General features: G+C 59.3%; 23 protein-coding genes and 1 other RNA gene. 8 read left to right on the top strand and 16 right to left on the bottom strand.

From position 1 onward, the window contains the following. Positions 1–3: 3 nt before the first annotated feature. From ubiH to ENGE1_RS14305, 3 genes are read right to left on the bottom strand one after another with little or no spacing between them, the layout of a single operon-like run. Positions 4–1170: a 2-octaprenyl-6-methoxyphenyl hydroxylase gene (gene ubiH, locus ENGE1_RS14315; protein WP_048254069.1), complete on the bottom strand. Its 1167-nt coding sequence runs from the start codon at positions 1168–1170 to the stop codon at positions 4–6. After that, on the bottom strand, positions 1167–2480 hold the full coding sequence (pepP, locus tag ENGE1_RS14310) for a Xaa-Pro aminopeptidase (protein WP_064360638.1): 1314 nt from the start codon (positions 2478–2480) through the stop codon (positions 1167–1169). Before pepP ends, ubiH begins: the two co-directional genes overlap by 4 nt. A 25-nt stretch (positions 2481–2505) precedes the next feature. Further along, entirely contained in the window at positions 2506–3084 is a 579-nt protein-coding gene (locus ENGE1_RS14305) for a YecA/YgfB family protein (protein WP_086499896.1), read from the bottom strand. A gap of 165 nt (positions 3085–3249) precedes the next feature. Here ENGE1_RS14305 and zapA point away from each other — a divergent pair, with 165 nt between their 5' ends. The 3 genes from zapA to ENGE1_RS14290 all read left to right on the top strand — a co-directional run bounded on the left by zapA (position 3250) and on the right by ENGE1_RS14290 (position 4419). Further along, positions 3250–3579 (top strand): cell division protein ZapA, encoded by a 330-nt coding sequence (zapA, locus tag ENGE1_RS14300; RefSeq protein ID WP_043082106.1) that lies wholly within the window; start codon positions 3250–3252, stop codon positions 3577–3579. A 42-nt stretch (positions 3580–3621) separates the two neighbouring features. Beyond that, positions 3622–3805, top strand: a non-coding RNA gene (gene ssrS, locus ENGE1_RS14295) — 6S RNA. A gap of 17 nt (positions 3806–3822) precedes the next feature. Beyond that, positions 3823–4419, top strand: a complete 597-nt coding sequence (locus tag ENGE1_RS14290) for a 5-formyltetrahydrofolate cyclo-ligase (RefSeq protein ID WP_048254068.1) — start codon at positions 3823–3825, stop codon at positions 4417–4419. Positions 4420–4437: 18 nt separating this feature from the next. On the opposite strand, the gene serA is transcribed toward ENGE1_RS14290, so the two are convergent. Further along, positions 4438–5670 carry a phosphoglycerate dehydrogenase gene (gene serA, locus ENGE1_RS14285; RefSeq protein ID WP_048254067.1) on the bottom strand — a complete coding sequence of 411 codons (1233 nt, stop codon included), beginning with the start codon at positions 5668–5670 and terminating at the stop codon, positions 4438–4440. Between the two features lie 261 nt (positions 5671–5931). After that, the gene (gene rpiA / locus ENGE1_RS14280) at positions 5932–6591 is read right to left on the bottom strand and encodes a ribose-5-phosphate isomerase RpiA (protein WP_043082103.1); all 660 of its coding nucleotides are present in this window, start codon (positions 6589–6591) and stop codon (positions 5932–5934) included. Between the two features lie 159 nt (positions 6592–6750). Here rpiA and argP point away from each other — a divergent pair, with 159 nt between their 5' ends. Continuing rightward, positions 6751–7644, top strand: a complete 894-nt coding sequence (gene argP, locus ENGE1_RS14275) for a DNA-binding transcriptional regulator ArgP (RefSeq protein ID WP_043082102.1) — start codon at positions 6751–6753, stop codon at positions 7642–7644. A gap of 44 nt (positions 7645–7688) precedes the next feature. Here the strand turns inward: argP and ENGE1_RS14270 are convergent, their stop codons facing one another. From ENGE1_RS14270 to tkt, 7 genes are all read right to left on the bottom strand, one after another. Then, positions 7689–8441 (bottom strand): oxidative stress defense protein, encoded by a 753-nt coding sequence (locus ENGE1_RS14270; RefSeq protein ID WP_043082101.1) that lies wholly within the window; start codon positions 8439–8441, stop codon positions 7689–7691. 98 nt (positions 8442–8539) lie between these two features. Further along, positions 8540–9175, bottom strand: a complete 636-nt coding sequence (gene argO / locus ENGE1_RS14265) for an arginine exporter ArgO (RefSeq protein WP_043082100.1) — start codon at positions 9173–9175, stop codon at positions 8540–8542. A gap of 153 nt (positions 9176–9328) precedes the next feature. After that, positions 9329–10189, bottom strand: coding sequence for a small-conductance mechanosensitive channel MscS (locus tag ENGE1_RS14260; RefSeq protein ID WP_045289014.1), 861 nt, complete (start codon positions 10187–10189; stop codon positions 9329–9331). Positions 10190–10380: 191 nt separating this feature from the next. Beyond that, positions 10381–11460, bottom strand: coding sequence for a class II fructose-bisphosphate aldolase (gene fbaA / locus ENGE1_RS14255; RefSeq protein ID WP_045289013.1), 1080 nt, complete (start codon positions 11458–11460; stop codon positions 10381–10383). A 109-nt stretch (positions 11461–11569) separates the two neighbouring features. Further along, entirely contained in the window at positions 11570–12733 is a 1164-nt protein-coding gene (gene pgk, locus ENGE1_RS14250) for a phosphoglycerate kinase (RefSeq protein WP_043082097.1), read from the bottom strand. A 47-nt stretch (positions 12734–12780) separates the two neighbouring features. Beyond that, entirely contained in the window at positions 12781–13800 is a 1020-nt protein-coding gene (epd, locus tag ENGE1_RS14245) for an erythrose-4-phosphate dehydrogenase (RefSeq protein ID WP_043082096.1), read from the bottom strand. A gap of 337 nt (positions 13801–14137) precedes the next feature. Continuing rightward, positions 14138–16129 (bottom strand): transketolase, encoded by a 1992-nt coding sequence (gene tkt, locus ENGE1_RS14240; RefSeq protein WP_048254066.1) that lies wholly within the window; start codon positions 16127–16129, stop codon positions 14138–14140. 296 nt (positions 16130–16425) lie between these two features. On the opposite strand from tkt, the gene loiP reads away from it, so the two are divergent. Then, positions 16426–17184 carry a metalloprotease LoiP gene (gene loiP / locus ENGE1_RS14235; RefSeq protein ID WP_043082094.1) on the top strand — a complete coding sequence of 253 codons (759 nt, stop codon included), beginning with the start codon at positions 16426–16428 and terminating at the stop codon, positions 17182–17184. A 347-nt stretch (positions 17185–17531) separates the two neighbouring features. Then, positions 17532–18800, top strand: a complete 1269-nt coding sequence (locus ENGE1_RS14230; RefSeq protein WP_043082093.1) for an OprD family outer membrane porin — start codon at positions 17532–17534, stop codon at positions 18798–18800. Positions 18801–18853: 53 nt separating this feature from the next. Here ENGE1_RS14230 and speB read toward each other — a convergent pair whose 3' ends face one another. From speB to ENGE1_RS29565, 4 genes are all read right to left on the bottom strand, one after another. Further along, the gene (gene speB, locus ENGE1_RS14225) at positions 18854–19774 is read right to left on the bottom strand and encodes an agmatinase (protein ID WP_043082092.1); all 921 of its coding nucleotides are present in this window, start codon (positions 19772–19774) and stop codon (positions 18854–18856) included. Positions 19775–19969: 195 nt separating this feature from the next. After that, positions 19970–21946: a biosynthetic arginine decarboxylase gene (gene speA, locus ENGE1_RS14220; RefSeq protein ID WP_072051229.1), complete on the bottom strand. Its 1977-nt coding sequence runs from the start codon at positions 21944–21946 to the stop codon at positions 19970–19972. Next, the gene (gene yqgB, locus ENGE1_RS28470) at positions 21939–22097 is read right to left on the bottom strand and encodes an acid stress response protein YqgB (protein WP_269465014.1); all 159 of its coding nucleotides are present in this window, start codon (positions 22095–22097) and stop codon (positions 21939–21941) included. The genes speA and yqgB overlap by 8 nt, the downstream gene beginning before the upstream one ends. Before the next feature lie 91 nt (positions 22098–22188). Continuing rightward, positions 22189–22335: a hypothetical protein gene (locus ENGE1_RS29565; RefSeq protein ID WP_420030080.1), complete on the bottom strand. Its 147-nt coding sequence runs from the start codon at positions 22333–22335 to the stop codon at positions 22189–22191. A 404-nt stretch (positions 22336–22739) separates the two neighbouring features. Here ENGE1_RS29565 and metK point away from each other — a divergent pair, with 404 nt between their 5' ends. Together metK and ENGE1_RS14210 are read left to right on the top strand one after the other, a co-directional pair. Further along, complete coding sequence (metK, locus tag ENGE1_RS14215) at positions 22740–23891, top strand: methionine adenosyltransferase (RefSeq protein WP_043082090.1); 1152 nt, start codon at positions 22740–22742, stop codon at positions 23889–23891. Between the two features lie 159 nt (positions 23892–24050). Then, on the top strand, positions 24051–25445 hold the full coding sequence (locus ENGE1_RS14210) for an MFS transporter (protein WP_048254064.1): 1395 nt from the start codon (positions 24051–24053) through the stop codon (positions 25443–25445). Positions 25446–25461 lie beyond the last annotated feature (16 nt).

Raw genomic sequence — 25461 nt, 5'->3', positions numbered from 1 at the left:
CCTTTATCTCGCCACCATTCCGAGGGTGCGCTGCGCCAGCGCGCTGCGCGCCGGGGTGAATAATTCCATCGCCATCAGGCCGACGTTGCGCCCGGCCACCAGCGGGGCCCAGCGGTTAGCAAACAGATGCACCAGGCCGTCGGTCACGCCGACGGTGGCGTCTTTATCGGCGCCGCGGCGCTGCTGGTACTGACAGAGCAGCCCGTAGTCGCCGGGATCGGCGGCGCCGGATACTGTCTCCGCCAGCGACATCACGTCGCGCAGGCCGAGGTTAAAGCCCTGGCCGGCAATCGGATGCAGGGTCTGCGCCGCATTGCCCACCAGCGCCAGCCGGTGGGCAACGGCGCGCTGCGCGCGGGTCAGCGACAGCGGATAGCCGCTGCGGGCGCCAGCGTGGGTTATGCGTCCCAGCCGCCAGCCGAAGGCCTGCTGCAGTTCGCGGCAGAAGCGTTCATCCGACCAGCCCAGCACGTCGTCGCGCTTCGCCAGAGAGTGGCACCATACCAGCGAGCAGCGGTTGCCGGACATCGGCAGCATCGCCAGCGGGCCGTGCGGGGTAAAGCGCTCAAAGGCGCGGCCTTCGTGCGGCAGCGAGGTGGTCACATTGGCAATCACCGCCAGCTGATCGTAAGGCGCCTGCTGCCAGTCGATGCCGCAGCCTTCCGCCAGCGCCGAGCGCGAGCCGTCGGCGGCGACCAGCAGCGAGCCGGTCAGGGTTTCGCCGCTCTCAAGCGTGACGCTCGCCTCCTGCTGGCTGCGGGTGAAGCCGGCGACCCGCGCCGGGCAGTGGAGCGTCACGCCCGGCGCCTCGCGCAGCAGGGTAAACAGCCGCTGGCCGACGTCGTGCAGTTCAACCACATGGCCGAGGGCCGGTAAATCGTAATCCCCGGCCTCAAGGGTGACAAAACCGGCGTGGCCGCGATCGCTGACGTGAACCGTGCGAATGGGCGTGGCGCAGTCGCGCAGGGCCTGCCAGACGCCGACCCGCGCCAGCTGCTGGCAGGTCCCGGCGGCCAGCGCAATCGCGCGGGCGTCAAAGCCGGGGTGCTGCTGCGAGCCGGGATCGGCGGCCTCAATCAGGTGTACCGGCGTTTTGCCGTTGCTCAGGCTGGAGATAGCCAGCGCCAGGGTAGCGCCGGTCATGCCGCCGCCAACGATGATCACGCTCATGGGCGGGCCGCCGCCATCAGCGCCTCAATATCGTCGGCGCGCTTCACCACCGACGCGGTCAGGTTTTCGTTGCCGTCGGCGGTAATCACGATATCGTCTTCAATACGGATGCCGATGCCGCGGTACTCCGCCGGCACGTCGGCGTCCGGGGCGATGTAGAGGCCCGGCTCGACGGTCAGCACCATGCCCGGTTCGAGGAGGCGCGAGCGGTCGGTGCCGTAGTAGCCAACGTCGTGAACGTCCAGGCCAAGCCAGTGGCTGAGGCCGTGCATAAAGTACGGGCGGTGGGCATTGTCGAGGATCAGCTGGTCCACTTCGCCTTTGAGAATACCGAGATTCGCCAGCCCGGTGACCATAATGCGCACCACGGCATTCGTCACCTCGGCAATGGAGGTGCCCGGACGATAGAGCCTGAGCGCGGTTTCCAGCGACTCCAGCACGATATCGTAGATAGCCCGCTGGGCCGGCGTGAACTTGCCGTTGACCGGGAAAGTGCGGGTAATGTCGCCCGCGTAGCTCTGGTATTCGCAGCCCGCGTCAATCAGTACCAGCTCACCGTCGCGCAATTCAGACTCATTCTCGGTGTAGTGCAGAATGCAGCCGTTTTCGCCGCCGCCGACAATGGTGTTGTAGGAGGGGTAGCGCGCGCCGTGGCGGGTAAATTCGTGGTGGATCTCGCCTTCCAGCTGGTACTCGAACATCCCCGGGCGGCACTTCTGCATCGCCCGGATGTGGGCGAGCGCGGTAATTTCACCGGCGCGGCGCATGACCTCGAGCTCCTCCGCCGATTTAAACAGGCGCAGTTCGTGCACGATCGGCCGCCAGTCAATGACCGCCGGCGGCGCGGTCAGGTTCTGACGGGAACCTTTACGCAGCTTGTCCAGCGCGCGGAACAGGATGTCGTCCGCATAGGCGTATTCGCCCTGCGCGTGATACACCGCATCGAGGCCGTTGAGCAGTTGGTAGAGCTGGTCGTCGATTTCGCTGAAGGCCAGCGCGCGGTCAACGCCAAGCTTCGCCGGAGCGGCCTGCTGACCGAGGCGGCGGCCGAACCAGATTTCGGCGGTGAGGTCGCGAACGCGGTTAAACAGCACGCTGTGATTGTGAGTGTCATTGCTTTTAATCAGCACCAGCGCCGCTTCCGGCTCGTTAAAGCCGGTGAAGTACCAGAAGTCGCTGCTCTGGCGGTACGGATATTCTGAATCTGCGTTGCGCGGCGCTTCCGGTGCGGCAAAGATAATGGCCGCGCTTCCCGGCTGCATCTGCGCCAGCAGCGCCTGACGGCGCCTGTCGAACTCCTGCTGTGTCATGACACTCCCCTTCGCGTTGTTGTTTTTAATGTAAGGTCGGCTTTTGCACTTCCGGGGCCGTCGGCTGCGGCCGGGTGAAATGGTCGTGGCAGAGTAGCGCCGCGACGCGAACGTACTCGACTATCTCTTCCAGCGACATCTCAAGCTCCTCCTGATCTTCGTCTTCGTCATAGCCCAGCTGGGCGATGTTGCGCAGATCGTCGATAGCTTCGCCGGTTTCACCTTTGACTTTATCCAGCTTGGGCTGCGTGACGCCAAGCCCGAGCAGGAAGTGGTTTACCCAGCCCGCCAGGCCGTCGGCGCGGTCAAAGACGCTCACGTCGTCGCCTTCCGGCAGCCAGAGCTGGAACATAAAGCCCTCATCCTCCAGGGCGTCGCTGGTCACCGCGTAGACTTTACGCAGCGCTTCGGCCAGTTCATGGCCAAAGGCCAGGCCCTCGTTAGTCAGGTCATGAACAAGCGTCATCCAGCTGCTGTCTTTGTTACCACCGCAGAGCATGCCGCTTATCAGACCGTGCATTTCAGCAGGCGTCAGGCCTACTCCCTGTTGGTTCAGTAGCCGGTTTACATCGCTGTAGCCAGGCATTTCGTTCTGTATAGACATGCTCATTCGTCATCGTTGGAGGAATATTCATGATATGCTAACACTTTGGACCCTGGCGAACCAGAAAAGGGCTTGTATGTCCCCACCAGGGTAGCTATAGTGTCGCCCCTTCAGGATGCCCGGCACGGGCTCGAAGGTAGCGCAGTCAATCAGCAGGAAGGTGGCATGTCTGCACAACCCGTCGATATAGAAATATTTGGTCGTTCACTGCGCGTGAATTGCCCACCTGAACAAAGGGATGCATTGCAGCTGGCTGCTGACGATCTGAATCAGCGGTTGCAAGATCTAAAAGAACGCACTAGAGTCACAAATACAGAGCAGCTGGTGTTTATCGCCGCCCTCAATATCAGCTACGAGCTGACTCAGGAGAAGGCGAAAACCCGCGATTACGCTGCCAGTATGGAACACCGCATTCGGATGCTCCAGCAGACCATCGAACAGGCTTTACTCGATCAGGGTCGCATATCCGAAAAGACGGGCTCCAGCTTTGAATAACACTTCATGGTTAGCTGTGGTAGAATAACCCTGAAGAACAAAATTTCTCTGAGATGTTTGCAAGCGGGCCAGTCCCCTGAGCCGATATTTCATACCACAAGAATGTGGCGCTCCACGGTCGGTGAGCATGCTCGGTTCGTCCGAGAAGCCTTAAGACTTTGACGACACATTCACCTTGAACCAAGGGTTCAAGGGTTACAGCCTGCGGCGGCATCTCGGAGATTCCCTCTTTCTTCCACGATCATGACCACATCCTCTTCAGCCCGACAGTCCATACGCAAACTCATTCGCGAACGCCGACGCGCGCTAAGCGCCGCTGAACAGTCGCTGTTTGCCGAGCGGGCCGCCGGGCGCATGCTGGACTATCCGCCGGTGCGCAGCGCGCGCAGCGTGGCCCTGTTTCTCTCCTTTGACGGCGAGCTGGATACCCGGCCGCTGATTGACGCCCTCTGGCGCGAGGGTAAACGGGTTTATCTCCCGGTTCTGCACCCCTTTAGCCCCGGCAATCTGCTGTTTCTGCGCTATCATCCGCGCTCTGAGCTGGTGGTAAATCGTCTGAAAATCAGCGAGCCGAGGCTCGACGTGCGCGAGGTGCTGCCGCTCGATGAGCTGGATGTGCTGGTTACGCCGCTGGTGGCGTTTGACGCGCAGGGGCAGCGTCTGGGGATGGGCGGCGGGTTTTATGACCGCACGCTGCAGAACTGGCGGCGCTACGATGTGCAGCCGGTGGGCTATGCGCATGATTGCCAGCGGGTGGAGGCGCTGCCGGTGGAGAAATGGGATATTCCGCTGCCGGCGGTGGTGACGCCGTCAAAGACGTGGACGTTCAGGCCCGGCTGACGCCGGGCCCGGCAAGAGTCAGTACAGCAGCCGCGCCCGGATCGTCCCCGGGATCGCCTTCATCGCCTGCAGCGCCCTCTGCGCGACGTCTTCTTCCGCTTCAATATCAATTACCACGTAGCCCATCAGCGGCGACGTCTGCAGATACTGCGCGGCAATGTTGACGCCCTGCTCGGCAAAGATCTGGTTAATAGAGGTCAGCACGCCCGGACGGTTCTCGTGGATGTGCAGCAGGCGGCGGCCGCCGTGCAGCGGCAGAGAAACTTCCGGGAAGTTCACCGCTGATAGCGTTGAGCCGTTGTCGGAGTACTTCGCCAGCTTGCCGGCCACTTCCAGACCGATGTTCTCCTGCGCTTCCTGCGTCGAACCGCCGATGTGCGGGGTCAGGATCACGTTGTCGAACTCGCACAGCGGCGAGGTAAAGGGATCGGAGTTGGTCGCAGGCTCGGTTGGGTAGACGTCAATCGCCGCGCCGGCCAGGTGCTTGCTCGCCAGCGCATCGCACAGCGCCGGGATATCGACCACGGTACCGCGCGAGGCGTTAATCAGCAGCGAGCCCGGCTTCATCAGCGCCAGCTCTTCGCGCCCCATCATATCTTTGGTCGACGCATTTTCCGGCACGTGCAGGGTCACGACGTCGCTCATATTCAGCAGATCGGAGAGGTGCTGAACCTGGGTAGCGTTACCCAGCGGCAGCTTGCTTTCGATATCGTAAAAGTAGACGTGCATCCCCAGCGACTCCGCCAGAATGCCGAGCTGGGTGCCGATATGGCCGTAGCCGATAATGCCGAGCTTTTTACCGCGCGCTTCGAAGCTGCCGACGGCCTGCTTATTCCAGACGCCGCGGTGCGCTTTGGCGTTGGCTTCCGGCACGCCGCGCAGCAGCAGCAGCAGTTCGCCGATCACCAGCTCCGCGACGGAGCGCGTATTTGAAAACGGGGCGTTAAAAACGGGAATACCGCGCTTCGCGGCGGCATCAAGATCGACCTGGTTGGTGCCGATGCAGAAGCAGCCGACCGCCACCAGCTTTTCCGCCGCCTGGAAAATCTCTTCAGTCAGATGGGTGCGCGAGCGAATGCCGATGAAGTGGGCGTCCCGAATCGACGCCTTCAGCTCTTCGCTGTCGAGCGCGCCTTTGTGAAACTCAATGTTGGTGTAGCCTGCCGCCCGAAGGTTATCGATTGCTTTTTGATGCACGCCTTCGACCAGCAGAAACTTAATCTTCTCTTTTTCCAGCGAAACCTTAGCCATTTCCCCGCCCTGTCTTGATTCTGATGTTGTGATGAACCGGAGTCCACCTCAGCAACATATCAAAAAAAACTATCGCGGCAATATTGAAGCTTTTCGCAGGCGTCCTGAAGAAAGGTCATTCACGGAAGATTGTCAGCATAAAATGCTGGCGGCAGCAGAAAGCGTAGCGTGTTAATCAGATGTAATACAGAAATGTGACACAAGTCACCGAATTTAGGCAGGCGAAATTTTTTTTCGGGGGCCGCTGGGGCCCCCGCCAGATCATTTACCGATGGTTTTCACGCCGTCGGCGGTGCCGATCAGCGCCACGTCGGCGCCGCGGTTGGCGAACAGGCCGACGGTCACGACGCCCGGAATGCCGTTAATCGCGTTCTCAAGGGCAATCGCATCGAGGATCTCAAGGTTGTGCACATCCAGGATAACGTTGCCGTTATCGGTCACCACGCCCTGACGATACTCCGGGCGGCCGCCGAGCTTCACCAGCTGGCGGGCAACGGCGCTGCGCGCCATCGGGATAACCTCTACCGGCAGCGGGAATTTACCGAGAATATCCACCTGCTTGGAGGCGTCGGCAATACAGATAAACTTATCGGCGACGGAGGCGATGATTTTTTCGCGGGTCAGCGCGGCGCCGCCGCCTTTGATCATCTGCATATGGCCGTTGATTTCGTCTGCGCCGTCCACGTAAATGCCGAGACGGTCCACTTCGTTGAGGTCGAAAACGTGAATACCCAGCGCCTTAAGCTTCGCGGTGGAGGCATCAGAGCTGGAGACCGCGCCCTCGATTTGCCCCTTCATCGTTCCGAGGGCGTCAATAAAGTGCGCCGCCGTTGAGCCGGTGCCAACGCCAACAATGGTCCCCGGCTGTACATACTGCAGCGCCGCCCAGCCAACGGCTTTTTTCAGTTCATCCTGCGTCATGGTTTGTTACCTGTGAAGTGATGAGATCGGCGCATTATAGACCATTGCCCGGGAAAAAGTCCTTGCCCGGACTGTGGGAAGAGGGTCAATTTCGTCTGTATCACAGTTAAATTTATGTCATAGTGCTGAATATCAAACTTTAAGGAGTCAGTCACAATAATGAAACGTCCGGACTACAGAACGCTGCAGGCGCTTGATGCCGTTATTCGGGAAAGAGGCTTTGAGCGCGCCGCACAAAAGCTGTGTATCACTCAGTCCGCCGTCTCACAGCGCATTAAACAGCTGGAAAATATGTTCGGCCAGCCGCTGCTGGTGCGTACTGTTCCGCCCCGCCCCACCGAGCAGGGGCAGAAACTGCTGGCCCTGCTGCGCCAGGTGGAGCTGCTGGAGGAGGAGTGGCTGGGCGATGAGCAGACCGGCTCAACGCCGCTGCTGCTGTCGCTGGCGATCAACGCCGACAGCCTCGCGACCTGGCTGCTGCCGGCGCTGGCCGGCGTGCTGGCCGACTCCCCTATCCGACTGAATCTGCAGGTGGAAGATGAAACCCGCACTCAGGAGCGGCTGCGCCGGGGGGAAGTGGTCGGCGCGGTCAGCATACAGCCGCAGGCGCTGCCGAGCTGCCTGGTGGATCAGCTGGGCGCCCTCGACTACCTGTTCGTCGCGTCGCCGGCGTTTGCGCAACGCTATTTCCCCAACGGCGTCACCCGCTCGGCGCTGCTGAAAGCGCCGGTGGTGGCTTTCGATCATCTCGATGATATGCATCAGGCCTTCCTGCAGCAGAACTTCGATCTGCCGCCGGGAAGCGTGCCCTGCCATATTGTGAACTCATCGGAAGCTTTCGTGCAGCTGGCCCGCCAGAGCACGACCTGCTGCATGATCCCGCACCTGCAGATAGAGAAAGAACTCGCCTCCGGCGAGCTTATCGATCTGACGCCAGGCCTGTTTCAGCGCCGGATGCTCTACTGGCACCGCTTTGCGCCGGAAAGCCGCATGATGCGCCGGGTGACCGATGCCCTGCTGGCCTATGGGCACAAAGTGTTGCGGCAGAATTGATATAAAAAAGCCGGGTTTCCCCGGCTTTTTTATGCGTCACGTCTTTATTCTGCTTTCTTCTCTGGCGCAGCCGGCTTCGGCGCCGCGTCGGCGGCCTGCAGCTGGAACACCACATCAACCTGATCGTCAAACTGGATGGTCGGCTGCTCGTAGGTTTCCTGCGCCGACGTTGCCGGCGCCGCCTCGGCCTTCATCATCCGCACCATCGGGCTCGGCTGATAGTTTGAGACGTGGTAGCGCACGCTGTACACCGGCCCCAGCTTCGCGTGGAAGCCTTCCGCCAGCGCCTGCGCCTGGTGAACGGCGTCATCAATGGCCGCCTTGCGGGCCTTGTCTTTGTAGGTGTCCGGTTGCGCAACGCCCAGCGACACCGAGCGGATCTCGTTCAGCCCGGCCTTGAGGGCGCCGTCCAGCAGAGAGTTCAGCTTATCCAGCTGGCGCAGGGTCACTTCCACCGAGCGTACCGCGCGGTAGCCCTTGAGAATGCTTTTACCGTTCTGGTAGTCGTAATCCGGCTGGGTGCGCAGGTTGGCCGAGCGGATATCTTTCTTGGCAATGCCGTTCTGCTCAAGGAAGGAGAGATACTGGGCGACGCGATCGTCGGCCTGCTTTTTCGCCGAAGCGGCATCTTTTGCCGCGACGTTAACTTCAATGGCCAGGGTGGCCATATCCGGCACCGCATCGACGCTGGCGGTGCCCGAGGTGACAATGTGCGGTCCGTCCGGCAGCTCGCTCGCCTGAACCGACATTGTGCTGAAACCCACCAGTGCCGCGAGGGCCATCACTTTAAACTTCACTGTCCTTCCTCCATGCTACTGATTTACCCGATACAGGGTGCATGGAGCAAGCTTAGCCCCTCAGCGATGAAAGTCCATAGGAGAAGGCTTAGAGCGCGCTAACTGAACAAAGCCTGAACGTGCGCAACGCCTTCTTTCGCAAGCTGAAAGGCGATAAACCACATCACGCCGCCCACCAGCAGGTTAATCACCCGCTGGGCGCCGGCGGTGCGCAGGCGCGGCGCCAGCCACGCGGCCAGCAGCGCAAGGCCAAAGAACCACAAAAACGAGGCGCTGACGGTGCCGAGGGCGAACCAGCGTCTGGGCTCTGCGTCCAGCTGGCCGCCGAGGCTGCCGAGCACCACGAAGGTATCAAGATAGACGTGGGGATTAAGCCAGGTCACCGCCAGCATGGTCACGATAATCTTCCAGCGCCCCTGCCTGGAGGCCTCTACGCTGGCTATCTCTACGTCGGGGCCGAAGGCGGTCTTCAGCGCGCCGAAGCCGTACCACAGCAAAAAGGCGACGCCGCCCCAGGTGACCAACCCCAGCAGCCACGGCGACTGCATTAGCAGCGCGCTGCCGCCGAAGATCCCGGCGCAGATCAGCAGCAGGTCGCTGAGGGCGCAGAGCAGGGCAATCATCAGGTGGTACTGGCGGCGAATCCCCTGGTTCATGACGAAGGCATTCTGCGGCCCCAGCGGCAGGATCATCGCCGCACCGAGGGCAAGCCCCTGAAAGTAATAAGATAACACGATTAATTCTCTCGCTAAGAAGGGTCAACGGCGAGACTATAGCGCGGGAAAATCATTAGCGGAAATGGGTAATTTTAATCGAAGATTAGTAACGCTAATAAGATACAAAAAAGCCCGCGGCGAAGGCGCGGGCCGGGCGGGCGTTCAGCAGGCTTACTCCTGTTCAGCCTCTTTCACGCGCTTGAAATTGACGTCCATCTGCGGATACGGGAAGCTGATGCCGTTGGCGTCAAAATCGCGCTTCACGCGCTCCAGCACGTCCCAGTAGACGTTTTGCAGATCGCTGCTTTTGCTCCAGCAGCGCACCACGAAGTTGATGGAAGAGGCGCCCAGCTCGTTGAGGCGCACGGTCATATCGCGATCCTTGAGGATACGCTCGTCGGACTCGATGATATTGGTCAGCAGCTGCTTCACCTGATCGATATCGGAGTCGTAGGCCACGCCGATGATAAACTCGTTGCGGCGCACCGGCTCGCGGGAGTAGTTGATGATATTGCCGGCGATGATTTTACCGTTAGGAATAACGACAATTTTGCCGTCAACGGTGCGCATGGTGGTAGAAAAAATCTGCACGTGCAGCACGGTCCCCGCCACGCCGCCGAGATCGACATACTCCCCGGCGCGGAACGGGCGGAACATCACCAGCAGCACGCCTGCCGCCAGGTTAGAAAGCGAGCCCTGCAGCGCCAGGCCGACGGCCAGACCGGCGGCGCCGAGTACCGCGATAATCGAGGCCGTCTGCACGCCCACGCGCCCCAGGGCGGCAATTAACGTGAAGGCGATAATCGCGTAGCGCAGCATGGCGGAGAGAAAGTCCGCCACCGTGGCATCGATTTTACGCCCCACCATTACGCGGTTCACCGTATTCGACACCACCCTCGCCACAATCATACCGACGATAATGATGGCGATCGCCGCGACGATATTGACCGCATAGCTCAGCAGCAGCGCCTGGTTGCGCACCAGCCACGACCCCGCGTGATTTATACTGTCGACAACATTCAGATCTTCCATTCAATATTCCTTATGGCTACCCGTTCGGGAGATAAAAAGCGGCGTCATAACTGACGGCACAGAACACTAAAGTTAAACAAAAAGTGCCACTTTTGCCAAGTCCGTCACAGTATCAATTCAGATTATGCTGTTGAAAAAGCATAAAAAAAGCCCGCTAATCAGCGGGCTCATTCAGCATAACGCGGCCTGAATTACAGGACGTCGATAGCGTTCAGCTCTTTGAATGCCTGCTCCAGACGCTTGACCATGGAGGTCTGGGCAGCGCGCAGCCATACGCGCGGATCGTAGTATTTCTTGTTCGGCTGGTCTTCGCCTTTCGGGTTGCCCAGCTGACCCTGTAGGTAAGCTTCGTTCTCTTTGTAGTAGTTCAGGATCCCGTCCCAGGTGGCCCACTGGGTGTCGGTATCGATGTTCATTTTGATAACACCGTAGCTGACGGAATCTTTGATTTCCTGCGCAGTAGAACCGGAACCGCCGTGGAATACGAAGTTCAGGCTGTTGTGCGGCAGGTTGTGTTTTTTGGACACATATTCCTGCGAGTCGCGCAGGATAGTCGGGGTCAGTTTAACGTTGCCCGGCTTGTACACGCCGTGGACGTTACCGAAGGAGGCCGCGATGGTGAAGCGCGGGCTGATTTTGCTCAGCTCAACGTAGGCATAGTCTACGTCTTCCGGCTGGGTGTACAGCGCGGAAGCGTCCATGTGGCTGTTGTCCACGCCGTCTTCTTCGCCGCCGGTGCAGCCCAGTTCGATTTCCAGGGTCATGCCCATTTTGGACATGCGCGCCAGATATTTGGAGCAGATCTCGATGTTTTCTTCCAGAGACTCTTCGGACAGGTCAATCATGTGGGAAGAGAAGAGCGGTTTGCCGGTCGCGGCAAAGTGTTTTTCACCGGCGTCCAGCAGGCCGTCGATCCACGGCAGCAGTTTCTTAGCGCAGTGGTCGGTGTGCAGGATAACCGGCACGCCGTAGTGTTCAGCCATCTGGTGAACGTGATGCGCACCGGAGATAGCGCCGAGGATAGCCGCGCCCTGAGGCACGTCGGTTTTCACGCCTTTACCGGCGATGAATGCCGCACCGCCGTTAGAGAACTGAACGATAACCGGCGCTTTAACTTTGGCAGCAGCTTCCAGAACGGCGTTGATGGAGTCGGTGCCCACGCAGTTTACTGCCGGCAGCGCGAAGTTGTTATCTTTCGCGACCTGGAACACTTTCTGAACGTCGTCGCCAGTGATGACGCCCGGTTTTACGAAATCAAAAATTTTAGACATGTTACGGAGTCCTGTATCTGTATCTTCGACCGTTGAAAAGGGTTGCTGACTGGACACATGCGTACCAACAGCCTGCAAAAAACAGGCGGGTTACCCCGCCTGAACAAACTTACTTCTTAGCACGCTCTTCGAGCATGGCGACCGCCGGCAGAACCTTGCCTTCGACGAATTCGAGGAACGCGCCGCCGCCGGTGGAGATGTAGGAGATTTTGTCTGCGATACCGAACAGGTCGATAGCCGCCAGGGTATCGCCGCCGCCGGCGATGGAGAAGCCTTCGCTGTCGGCGATAGCGTTAGCGACGATTTCGGTGCCTTTACGGAAGTTCGGGAACTCGAAGACGCCAACCGGGCCGTTCCACAGAATGGTTTTGGCATTTTTCAGGATATCAGCCAGCTTCTGGGCAGAAACGTCGCCGAGGTCCAGGATCTGCTCGTCGTCTTTGATGTCGTTAACGGACTTCAGGGTCGCCGGCGCAGTTTCGGAGAACTCGGTCGCCACGCGCACGTCGGTCGGAACCGGGATATCGCAGGTGCTGAGCAGGCGCTTAGCTTCGTCAACCAGGTCTGCTTCATACAGGGATTTACCCACGTTGTGGCCCTGAGCGGCAACGAAGGTATTGGCAATACCGCCGCCGACAATCAGCTGATCGGCGATTTTGGACAGGGAATCCAGCACGGTCAGTTTGGTAGAGACTTTAGAGCCGCCCACGATAGCCACCATCGGACGCGCCGGCTCTTTCAGCGCTTTACCCAGCGCTTCCAGCTCAGCCGCCAGCAGCGGGCCCGCACAGGCGACGTCAGCAAACTTGCCGATGCCGTGAGTCGAGGCCTGCGCGCGGTGCGCGGTGCCGAAGGCATCCATCACGAACACGTCGCACAGGGCGGCGTATTTTTTGGAGAGCGCTTCGTCGTCTTTTTTCTCGCCTTTGTTAAAGCGAACGTTTTCCAGAACCACCAGCTCGCCGGCAGCCACGTCAACGCCGTCGAGGTAATCTTTTACCAGACGTACCGGGCTTGAGAGCTTGTCTTTCAGGTAATTAACCACCGGCAGCAGAGAGAACTCTTCGTTGTACTCGCCTTCAGTCGGACGACCCAGATGGGAAGTGACCATCACTTTAGCACCCTGTTTCAGGGCCAGCTCGATAGTCGGCAGAGAGGCGCGGATACGCGCATCGCTGGTCACTTTGCCCTCTTTAACCGGTACGTTCAGATCCGCACGGATAAAAACGCGTTTCCCAGCCAGATCCAGATCGGTCATCTTAATTACAGACATGGTGAATCCTCTTATTGATTCTAAAGTTTTGCAGGCGTCTTCACGCCTTACCTGAAACCTGTGGCGGCCATTGCTAACGTCGTGTCGATCATGCGGTTAGCAAAGCCCCATTCATTGTCGCACCAGACCAGCGTTTTGATCAGATGCGCCCCACTCACCCGCGTCTGGGTGCCATCAACGATAGCGCTGTGCGGATCGTGGTTAAAATCAGTGGAGACCAACGGTAATTCCGTATAGTCAACTATACCATGAAATGCCCCCTGCGCCGCTTTTTGCAGCAACAGGTTGACTTCGCAGGCTTTTACCGGATGCTTCACGGTAACGCTCAGGTCGATGGCGGTGACGTTAATGGTCGGCACGCGCACGGCAATCGCCTCAAAACGGTCATTAAACTGCGGAAAAATGCGGGTGATGCCCGCCGACAGTTTGGTATCCACCGGGATGATTGACTGGCTGGCCGCGCGCGTGCGCCTGAGGTCAGGGTGGTAGGCGTCAATCACCTGCTGATCGTGCATCGCCGAGTGGATAGTGGTGACGGTGCCGGACTCGATGCCAAAGGCGTCGTCCAGCAGCTTAATCACCGGAATAATGCAGTTGGTGGTGCAGGAAGCATTGGAGACGATGCGGTGTTCGCCGCGCAGCTCGTCGTGGTTAACGCCGTAGACCACCGTCGCGTCAAGATCGCTGCTGCCGGGATGTGAAAAGAGCACTTTCTTCGCGCCCGCCGCCAGGTGCGCCTCGCCGTCTTCGCGGCTGCCGTATACGCCGGTGCAGTCCAGCACCACGTCAACGCCCAGCTCGCGCCAGGGCAGCGCCGCAATGGTCCGCTCATGCAGCAGGCGGATGGTATCGTCGCCAACGAACAGCTGCTCCCGCTCCTGACGCACGTCCAGCGCGAAGCGGCCGTGGCTGGTGTCGTACTTCAGCAGGTGCGCGATGCCCGCAGCATCAGCCAGTTCATTGATGGCCACCACGGTAATTTCCGGCCGGCGCCCGGTTTCATACAGAGCGCGGACCACGTTACGTCCAATGCGGCCAAAACCATTAATCGCTACGCGTACGGTCATAAGTCTCCTGCAATGCACTCCCTGATTACGGTGGCTGAAAGCCTAATCCAGCCTTGCGCAGAAGGGAATGCCTGCCGCCGCAAACGGCGACTGATTGCTTAATTGTCGAACATTTAATCGACTGAAACGCTTCAGCCAGAGTAATCGAAACGAGGAATAAAAGGAATGGTTGTCCAGAGGAAGGTGTACGTTATCTGATGTACATCACATTTTCGCAGGAATAATTTACAGCGGGTTCACATTTGATCTGAAGAAAAGAAAACAGCCAAAACAAAAGCGCCTCTCCCGCAGGAGAGGCTCGTCTATATTCCTCTCCCCGAGGGAGAGGAAACGGGCATTACAGCAGTTCTTTCGCCTTAGCCAGCACGTTCTCGACGGTAAAGCCGAACTCTTCAAACAGTTGCTCTGCCGGGGCAGATTCGCCGAAGGTGGTCATACCGACGATAGCGCCGTTCAGGCCCACGTACTTGAACCAGTAGTCGGCGATACCCGCCTCAACGGCAACGCGCGCGCTGACCGCTTTCGGCAGTACGGATTCGCGGTAGGCCGCATCCTGCTTGTCGAAGGTATCGGTAGACGGCATGGAGACCACGCGCGCCTTCACGCCTTCGGCGGTCAGCTTCTCCCAGGCCGCAACCGCCAGCTCAACTTCGGAACCGGTGGCGATGAAGATAACCTGCGGCTGACCGTCAGAATCTTTCAGCACGTAACCGCCGCGGGCGATATCTTTCAGCTGCTGCTCAGAACGCTCCTGCTGGGCCAGGTTCTGGCGGGAGAGGATCAGCGCAGTCGGGCCGTCCGCGCGCTCAACGCCGAACTTCCACGCCGCCGCAGACTCAACCTGGTCACACGGACGCCAGGTGGACATGTTCGGGGTCAGGCGCAGAGAAGCCACCTGCTCTACCGGCTGGTGAGTCGGGCCATCTTCGCCAAGACCGATGGAGTCGTGGGTGTAGACCATCACCTGACGCACCTTCATCAGCGCCGCCATGCGCGCCGCGTTGCGGGCGTATTCAACGAACATCAGGAAGGTAGAGGTGTACGGCAGGAAACCGCCGTGCAGGGAGATACCGTTGGCGATCGCGGTCATGCCGAATTCGCGCACGCCGTAGTGGATGTAGTTACCGGCAGTATCTTCGTTAATGGCTTTTGAACCGGACCACAGGGTCAGGTTCGACGGCGCCAGGTCAGCGGAGCCGCCGAGGAATTCCGGCAGCAGCGGACCGAAGGCTTCGATCGCATTCTGGGACGCCTTGCGGCTGGCGATTTTCGCCGGGTTCGCCTGCAGCTTCGCGATGAACTCGTTAGCCTTAGCGTCGAAGTCGGCCGGCATCTCGCCCTTCATGCGGCGGGTAAACTCAGCGGCTTCCTGCGGGAAGGCTTTAGCGTAGGCGGCAAACTTGTCGTTCCACGCGGACTCTTTCGCCTGACCTGCTTCTTTTGCATCCCACTGGGCGTAGATTTCAGACGGGATCTCAAACGGACCGTATTTCCAGCCAAGCGCTTCGCGGGTCAGCGCGATCTCAGCGTCGCCCAGCGGCGCGCCGTGGGAGTCGTGGGTGCCCTGCTTGTTCGGGGAGCCGAAGCCGATAATCGTTTTGCACATCAGCAGGGACGGCTTGTCGGTAACCGCACGCGCCTCTTCCACCGCGCGCTTAATCGCATCAGCATCGTGACCGTCAACGCCGCGCACCACGTGCCAGCCGTAGGCTTCAAAGCGCTTCGCGGTATCGTCGGTGAACCAGCCTTCAACGTGACCGTCGATGGAGATACCGTTGTCGTCATAGAACGCCACCAGCTTGCCCAGCTTCAGCGTGCCCGCAAGGGAGCACACTTCGTGGGAGATCCCTTCCATCATGCAGCCGTCGCCCATGAAGGCGTAGGTGAAGTGGTCCACGATATCGTGGCCCGGACGGTTGAACTGCGCCGCCAGGGTTTTCTCGGCGATAGCCATACCTACCGCGTTAGCAATGCCCTGGCCCAGCGGACCGGTGGTGGTTTCAACACCGGGAGTGTAACCCACTTCCGGGTGGCCCGGAGTCTTAGAGTGCAGCTGGCGGAAGTTCTGCAGCTCGGACATCGGCAGATCATAGCCGGTGAGGTGCAGCAGGCTGTAAATCAGCATGGAGCCGTGGCCGTTCGACAGCACGAAGCGGTCGCGATCGGCCCAGGAAGGGTTCTGCGGGTTGTGGTTCATGAAATCACGCCACAGGACTTCGGCAATGTCGGCCATACCCATCGGGGCACCCGGGTGACCGGATTTGGCTTTCTGTACTGCGTCCATGCTCAGCGCACGAATAGCATTAGCAAGCTCTTTACGTGAGGACATTTTGACTCCAGTTCGTACTGTTGAAGGCCCTGCATAAAACGCCTTGACGACAGCGCGTTTTAGGCTACGCCGGAAAAATGTGCCAACAATGTAACTCAAGCGATTAAGCATGTACATGGAGCATCCTCGCGCCACCTGGGAAATATCCGCATTGCAGAATCGCTGTACGCAATCTGCTCGCCAGTACGGATCGCTATTCTTTATACTGGGCGCACCGCCATACTGAGCACACTGTCTCGCACAGCGTGGCGGCCGACAATTCAAATGGCGTTGATACTCATTGATGGAAAATAACGATGAACATTCGTAGCTTACTAGTTGCTCTGGGGATAGCGGGTGCGTTAACCGGCTGTCAGAACATGGATTCCAACGGATTGATGAGCTCCGGGGCCGAGGCGCTGCAAGCCTACACCCTGACCGATGCCCAGGTGAAAGAGCTGAGCGACAAGGCCTGTACTGAAATGGACAGCAAGGCCACCATTGCCGCCGCGGGCAGCGACTACGCCCAGCGGCTGAATAAAATCGCCGCCGCCCTTGGCGACAACATTAACGGTCAGCCGGTGAACTATAAGGTGTACGTCACCAAAGACGTCAACGCCTTCGCTATGGCTAACGGCTGCATCCGCGTTTACAGCGGCCTGATGGATATGATGAACGACAATGAAGTCGAAGCGGTAATTGGTCACGAAATGGGCCACGTGGCGCTTGGGCACGTGAAAAAGGGCATGCAGGTTCAGCTGAGCACCAATGCCGTGCGCGTTGCCGTCGCCTCGGCGGGCGGCACGATAGGCAGCCTCTCCCAGTCACAGCTTGGGGATCTTGGCGAGAAGCTGGTCAACGCTCAGTTCTCGCAGCGCCAGGAGTCGCAGGCCGACGATTACTCCTACGACCTGCTGCGCAAGCGCGGCATCAGCCCGGCAGGCCTGGCCACCAGCTTCGAGAAACTGGCGAAGCAGGAAGCGGGGCGTCAGAGCACCATGTTTGACGATCACCCGGCGTCCGAAGAGCGCGCCCAGCACATTCGCGATCGGATGAAAGCTGACGGAATTAACTGATCGCTGCGGGAGGCGTAATGCCTCCCACTTTATGTATAGCACCAAATGCTAATTTAAGAGCATATATCGTTAAATCGGGCTTACTTCGTTAATAAGCGATTCATTCGACGACTAATATCAGCGCAGAATAATATTTCACAACCCCGCCTAAAAATACATTTATTATGCTTTAAAAAAGCCTAATTAGTAACAGATTAAATATTCCAACCCCAGCTGGCGCATACCACGTCTCCTGCTATCATAGCAATAAGACATACGCATATTGTTATTGCATTCCTTCATTATTCAGGTAACTTCCCGTTACACAGCAACTCACTTTGACAACAGTTAATAAGAGACGTTCCTCAGTGAAAAAACAAATTTCATTAATCGCCTTAGGATTAATGGCCGCCGTACCGGCCATCGCCAGCCAGCAATCTGATAGTAAAGGCTTTGTCGACGACAGTCATTTAGATGTCCTGCTGCGCAACGCCTATATTAAACGTGATTATCAGGACGGGCTGGAAGATAAAGCCGAATGGGGCCAGGGGATCATCACCACCTTCAAATCCGGCTTTACTGAGGGCGTGGTTGGCTTCGGCGTTGACGGTATCGCGCAGTATGCCGTACGCCTCGACGGCGGCCGCGGCCGCAGCGGCGCGGGCGGCATCGACTTCTTCAAGCAGAACGACGATGGCAAGGCTAAAAGCAACCTGGCGAAATTTGGCGCTGCCGCCAAAATGCGCTTCTCAAATACCGTCCTGAGCTACGGTACCCAGAACCCGGTGCTGCCTATCCTGTACGCCGATGATTCGCGTCTGCTGCAGGAAACCTACACCGGTACGCTGTTAACCTCGCAGGAAATTGAAGGCCTGGACGTGAACGCCGGTTATTTCACCGACGAGCAGCGCAAGAGTGACGATCGCCACAACAGCGGCCTGAAGAGCATGACCTTCGGCGGCGCCAACTACAAATTCAACGATCAATTCAGCGGCGCGTTTTACGCGTCCAACGTTGAAAACGTCCTTAACAAACAGTACCTGGGCCTGAACTTCAAGCAGCCGTTCGCCACCGGCCAGCAGCTGGTACTGGATTTCAACGGCTACAACTCCCGCCTGAAGCGCGGCTACGCCAACGAGCTGGATACCGGCCGTAACAACACCATCTGGAGCCTGGCGGCCAGCTACATCTGGGACATCCACACCTTTATGTTCGCCTGGCAGCAGAACAACGGCAGTACCGGCTATAACTACGGCGGCTACCGCAATAAAGGCGGCGTCGGCGACGGCGGCAACACCATCTGGCTGGCGAACTCCTACTGGTCAGATTTTAACGGCGAAGATGAGCGCTCATGGCAGGCCTCTTACGGTCTGGACCTGAGCGGCCTGGGACTTCCCGGCCTGAGCTGGACCACCGCCTACGTCAACGGGGATAACATCAAAACCTCTGCCACCAGCAACGGTAAAGAGCACGAGTGGTTCAACCAGGTGCAGTACCAGGTACAGGACGGCCCGGCAAAAGATCTGAAGTTCAAGGTCCGCTACTCGGTGCTGCGCGTCTCCAACAACGCCAGCGACTACAACTCCAGCGGTAACGAGATCCGCGTGTTCGTCGATTATCCGTTCAACGTCTTCTAAAAACAAAAACGCCTCTTCATTCACCGAAGAGGCGTTTCTTTCTCTGCCCGCGATTACTCGCCTTTCTTCGCCGCCTGAATGTAAAGCATCTCCAGAGCCAGGGTCGCTGCCGCCAGGGCAGTGATCTCCGACTGGTCATAGGCCGGGGCCACTTCCACAACATCCATACCGACGATATTCAGATCCTTAAGGCCGCGCACCAGCTTAATGGCGCGATCGGAGGTCAGGCCGCCGATCACCGGCGTGCCGGTGCCCGGCGCGAAGGCCGGATCGAGACAGTCGATGTCAAAGGTCAGGTACACCGGCATGTCGCCGACGATCTGCTTCACCTGGGCGATGATGTCGTCCACGCCGCGATCGTTCACCTGGCAGGCGTCGAGCACGGTAAAGCCGTTGTCTTTATCAAACTCGGTACGGATGCCGATTTGCACCGAGTGGTTCGGGTCAATCAGGCCCTCATTCGGCGCGGTGTAGAACATGGTGCCGTGATCGAATTCGCAGCCGTTGGCGTAGGTGTCGGTGTGGGCGTCAAAATGCACCAGCGCCATTTTGCCGAAGTGCTTCGCGTGGGCGCGCAGCAGCGGCAGGGTGACAAAGTGGTCGCCGCCGAAGGAGAGCATGCGCTTGCCGGCCGCCAGCAGGCGCTCGGCGTGGGCCTGCAGCTTTTCGCTCATCTCACGGGCGTCGCCAAAGGCGTACACCAGGTCACCGCAGTCCACCACGTTCAGGCGCTCGCGCATGTCGAAGTTCCACGGGAAGCGGTAGTGCTCCCAGGCGAGGTTAGTGGACACCTGGCGGATCGCCGCCGGGCCGTGGCGGCCGCCGGCGCGCCCGGAGGTGGCCATATCAAACGGTACGCCGGTGATCACCCACTCGGCGTCGCTGTCGTAGGGCTGGAAGTTCAGCGGCAGGCGTAAAAAACCAAAAGCGTTCGATACCAGAGAGTTGTCGTACTGATGACCTAAAGTGCTCATTGAAATGACCTCGAGTCGTTAATGAGATAAATAAAAAAACCCCTCCGCGTCGTTAGGCCCGACGAGGAAGGGTTTCAATTTTGCTACAGCTTATGCGGCGGATTATCGCTGCAAATTTATGCGGATTCAAGGGGGGCTCCCCTCACCCGGCCCCTCTCCCTGGAGGGGAGAGGGGATCCGGGCAATGCAACCGCTCTACTCGTCTTCCAGATAAGTATATCCGTACAGCCCCGCCTCGAACTCTTCCAGGAACTGCTGCTGCAGCGCCTCGTCCAGCCCGGTCTGCTTCACCTGATCGCGGAACTGGATCAGCAGGGTTTTGGCATCCAGCTGCACGTAGGCCAGCATGTCCGCCACGGTATCGCCCTCGTCGGAAAGCTCCACCTCCACGCTGCCGTCCGGGAAGACGAACACGTCAACCGCCTCGGTGTCGCCGAACAGGTTGTGCATGTTGCCGAGAATTTCCTGATAGGCGCCGACCATAAAGAAGCCCAGCATCGGCGGGTTCTCCGGATCGTACTCCGGCATAGGCATGGTGGTCGCGATGCCGTCGCCGTCTACATAGTGGTCGATAGCCCCGTCGGAGTCGCAGGTAATGTCCAGCAGCACCGCGCGGCGCTCCGGGGCGTGGTTCAGCCCTTCCAGCGGCAGCACCGGGAACAGCTGGTCAATGCCCCAGGCATCCGGCATCGACTGGAACAGAGAGAAGTTGACGTACATCTTGTCCGCCATCCGCTCCTGCAGCTCGTCGATGATTGGCCGGTGCGCGCGGTTGCTCGGATCGAGCTGCTTCTGCACTTCGCGGCAGATGCTCAGATAGAGCTGCTCGGCCCACGCCCGCTCCTGCAGGGTGAAGTTACCCGAAGAGTAGCCAACGTGAATATCATGCAGGTCCATCTGGCTGTCGTGCAGCCACTCGCGCAGGGAGCGGCGGGTGCCCGGCTCGTTCATCTCCTGCCAGGTTTCCCACATGTTCTGCAGCGGACGCGCGGCATCGGCCTCGGGGGCCGAGGGGGTGGTGTATTCGTTGCGCTCAACGCCAATGATGTTGGAGACCAGCACGGTGTGGTGCGCGGTCACCGCCCGGCCCGACTCGGTGATCACCGTCGGGTGCGGCAGGCCGTTCTCTTCGCAGGCGTCGCCAATCGCCCAGATAATATTGTTGGCGTATTCATTGAGGCCGTAGTTCACCGAGCAGTCGGACTGGGAGCGGGTGCCCTCGTAGTCCACGCCCAGACCGCCGCCGACGTCGAAGCACTGGATATTGACGCCCAGCTTGTGCAGCTCGACGTAGAAGCGCGCGGACTCGCGCACGCCGGTGGCGATATCGCGAATATTGGCCATCTGCGACCCAAGATGGAAGTGCAGCAGCTGCAGGCTGTCGAGGCGGCCCGCGGCGCGCAGGGTTTCCACCAGCTGCAGCACCTGGGTTGCCGCGAGGCCGAACTTCGACTTCTCGCCGCCGGAGGACTGCCACTTGCCGGAGCCCTGAGAGGCCAGACGCGCGCGCACGCCGAGGCGCGGCACCACGTTGAGGCGCTCCGCCTCTTCCAGCACGATGGCAATCTCGGACATTTTCTCGATAACCAGATAGACCTTGTGGCCCATCTTCTCGCCGATCAGCGCCAGGCGAATGTACTCCCGGTCTTTGTAGCCGTTGCAGACGATGACGCTGCGGGTCATCCCGGCGTGGGCCAGGACGGCCATCAGTTCGGCCTTCGACCCCGCCTCCAGCCCCAGCGGTTCGCCGGAGTGGATCAGAGACTCAATCACCCGGCGATGCTGGTTGACCTTAATCGGATAAACCAGGAAGTAGTCGCCGCTGTAGCCGTACGACTCGCGGGCGCGCTTGAAGGCGGCGTTGATGGAGCGCAGGCGGTGCTGGAGGATCTGCGGGAAGCAGAACAGCGCCGGCAGGCGCTGGCCCTGGGCCTCGCGGGCCTTGACCAGCTGCGCCAGATCGACGCAGGCGTTGGGCACGTCCGGGTCCGGGCAGACGCTAATGTGCCCGAGCTCGTTGACGTCGTAGTAATTGTTGCCCCACCAGGCGATGTTGTAGGTGCGCAGCATCTTGCTGGCTTCCTGGGAGTTCATAGCCACCTCCTGCATGGAACGTAGTACACCCTGATCGCCTGCTGACGATGGGGAAGAGAAAGTCATGTCGTCAGACATAGCGAACCTCACTGACTGTTGAAAGTGTAAAACAGCAAACTTCTATCGCAGAGCAAACTACTATCGCAATGTTACCAGGTGATAACAACCCATATACGGCGCCGCAATCCAGCAGAGAATGCTGAAAAGCCGCCGGTGCGACCGGTTTCATGTTCATATCAATTAGGAATACACGTATCCGGGGCGTACAGGCCGCCGGAGAAACCACGAGAAAACTCCCGGAAAGGAGCGCCCTTGTCCAGTTATCGCAGGGCCTGACCGGCTCTGGAGTCCTGAGATGTGCCGTGATGGGAAATACGGCGGCAGATTTGCACGCTATTGATGCAGGATGCGGGGAACAGACGCGCACCGGAACGGTACGACAGATTCAGCGAAGAACGGCGGTTCATTATCTCGTATCACCTCCACGCCGGCCTCCTGAGACCAGCGACAAGCTAAAGCCCAAATAAACACTGCTTTGCCCGGCCGGAAGTGGCGACACGAGGGGAACCAACGTGTGCTTTTTATATGAGCCGCGCGCGGCGTTTTATACCGGGAAGCGGGCTAAAAAGCAAAACAAAATTGCGCACGCTTTCAACAGTGTCAGGAAAAATTTCCAGCCCTCTTTTGCATTCTGGTGCGACGCAAATCAAAAAAAACTGGCGTTTGGTCGCGCAACTGACCTAGAATAGCCATCCAGATGTTAATCCATCTATACCGATTAACACTCAGACTTCCTGCGTGTATTCTGCAATCATCTTCAATCTGCTATACGCGCGTCTGAGCTAACCAAATTCCTCAGGTAATATTAAATATGGCAAAACACCTCTTTACGTCCGAGTCCGTATCTGAAGGGCATCCTGACAAAATTGCTGACCAGATCTCCGACGCCGTCCTCGATGCCATCCTGGCTCAGGATCCGAAAGCGCGCGTTGCCTGTGAAACCTACGTTAAAACCGGCATGGTGCTGGTAGGCGGCGAGGTCACCACCAGCGCGTGGGTTGATATCGAGCAGATCGCGCGCGATACGGTTCGCGAGATTGGCTATGTGCATTCCGATATGGGCTTTGATGCCAACTCCTGCGCCGTGCTGAGCGCCATCGGCAAGCAGTCGCCGGACATCAATCAGGGCGTTGACCGCGCCGACCCGCTTGAGCAGGGCGCGGGCGACCAGGGCCTGATGTTTGGCTATGCCACCAATGAAACCGACGTGCTGATGCCGGCGCCAATCACCTACGCGCACCGTCTGGTTGAGCGTCAGGCCGAAGTGCGTAAAAACGGCACCCTGCCGTGGCTGCGTCCGGATGCCAAGAGCCAGGTCACCTTCCAGTATGACGGTGGCAAAATCGTCGGCATCGACGCCGTGGTACTTTCCACTCAGCACGCCGAATCTATCGATCAGAAGTCGCTGCAGGAAGCGGTGATGGAAGAGATCATCAAGCCGGTTCTGCCGACCGAGTGGCTCAACAGCGCCACCAAATACTTCATCAACCCGACCGGTCGCTTCGTGATCGGCGGCCCGATGGGCGACTGTGGTCTGACCGGCCGTAAAATCATCGTTGACACCTACGGCGGCATGGCCCGCCACGGCGGCGGCGCCTTCTCCGGTAAGGATCCGTCAAAAGTTGACCGCTCTGCCGCCTACGCAGCCCGCTACGTGGCGAAAAACATCGTTGCCGCAGGCCTTGCCGACCGCTGCGAAATTCAGGTCTCCTACGCCATCGGCGTGGCCGAACCGACCTCCATCATGGTCGAAACCTTCGGCACGGAAAAAATCCCGACCGAGCAGCTGACCCTGCTGGTGCGCGAGTTCTTCGACCTGCGCCCGTACGGCCTGATTCAGATGCTGGATCTGCTGCACCCGATCTACAAAGAGACCGCCGCTTACGGCCACTTCGGTCGCGAAACCTTCCCGTGGGAGAAAACCGACAAAGCCGCGCTGCTGCGCGAAGCCGCCGGCCTGTAACTTCCCCGCTTTGCTGAAGGGCCCGCGCACAGGCGCGGGCCTTTTTTATTGCGTCATTTTCACGTCATTTAGTTACCGTAGTCTCATTTCCGGACGATTTATTTGATCAATCTACGCGCGTAGATACACTGAGCGCGATCTGATGACTGCGAGTATCCAATGACAACGACACCCCTCTCTCAATCCTCTCCGGACGCGCAGCACGCGGCGGAAGAGCGGCTGGCGACGCCGGAAGGCAAACGCGACTTTATTCGCGCCACCTTCTCCTGCTGGCTTGGCACCACCATGGAATATGCCGACTTTGCTCTCTATGGCCTGGCGGCCGGGATCATTTTCGGCGACGTCTTTTTCCCGGACGCGACGCCGGTAATGGCGCTGCTCTCAAGTTTTGCCGCCTACTCGGTGGGCTTTATCGCCCGGCCAATCGGCGCCCTGCTGTTCGGCTGGATCGGCGATCGCTACGGCCGCAAGCTGGTAATGGTGATCACCATCGCCCTGATGGGCGTTTCCACGACCCTGATTGGCCTTATCCCCGCCTATGCGCAGATCGGCGTCTGGGCACCCGTCTGTCTCGTTATCCTCCGCTTCTCTCAGGGGCTGGGCGCGGGCGCGGAGCTCTCCGGCGGCACCGTAATGCTCGGCGAGTATGCGCCAGTAAAACGCCGCGGGCTGATATCGTCGATCATCGGCCTCGGCTCCAACAGCGGCACCCTGCTCGCCTCGCTGACCTGGCTACTGGTGCTGCAGATGGACAAAGCCGCCCTACTCTCCTGGGGCTGGCGCATTCCGTTCCTGTGCAGCTTTCTGATCGCTGCCGTGGCGCTGGTCATCCGCCACCAGCTGCGGGAAACGCCGGTATTTGAGCGCCAGAAGGCGCTGCTGGCCGAACAGCGCAGGCAGAGTCTGGAAAAAGGTCTGGCGCAGCAGCAGCAGGATACTCGCCCCTTCTGGCAGCGTACCCGCGCCTTCTGGACCATGGTCGGCCTGCGCATCGGCGAGAACGGCCCCTCCTACCTCGCCCAGGGCTTCATCATCGGCTACGTGGCGAAAGTACTGATGGTGGATAAGTCGGTGCCGACGCTGGCGGTGCTTATCGCCTCCATCGCGGGCTTCGCCATCATCCCGTTCGCCGGCTGGCTCTCGGATCGCTTTGGTCGCCGCATCGTCTACCGCTGGTTCTGTCTGCTGCTGATGATCTACGCCTTCCCGGCCTTTATGCTGCTGGACTCCCTGAATCCGGCGATAATTATTCCGACCATCGTGGTGGGCATGGGGCTGGCGTCGCTGGGCATTTTTGGCGTACAGGCGGCGTGGGGCGTTGAGCTGTTCGGCGTCACCAACCGCTATACCAAGATGGCGTTTGCCAAAGAGCTGGGCTCCATTTTGTCCGGCGGCACCGCGCCGCTGATCGCCTCGGCGCTGCTGTCGTGGACCGGCCACTGGTGGCCCATTGCCCTCTATTTCGCCGTGATGGCAGGCATTGGTCTGGTGACGACCTTTTTTGCACCGGAAACCCGCGGCCGCGATCTGAACCTGCCGGAAGACGCCATTTGATTCTCAATCAACCGGC

The organism is Pluralibacter gergoviae ATCC 33028 = NBRC 105706, assembly GCF_001598855.1.
GTDB lineage: Bacteria > Pseudomonadota > Gammaproteobacteria > Enterobacterales > Enterobacteriaceae > Pluralibacter > Pluralibacter gergoviae.
This window is presented reverse-complemented; position numbering and strand designations above follow the sequence as displayed.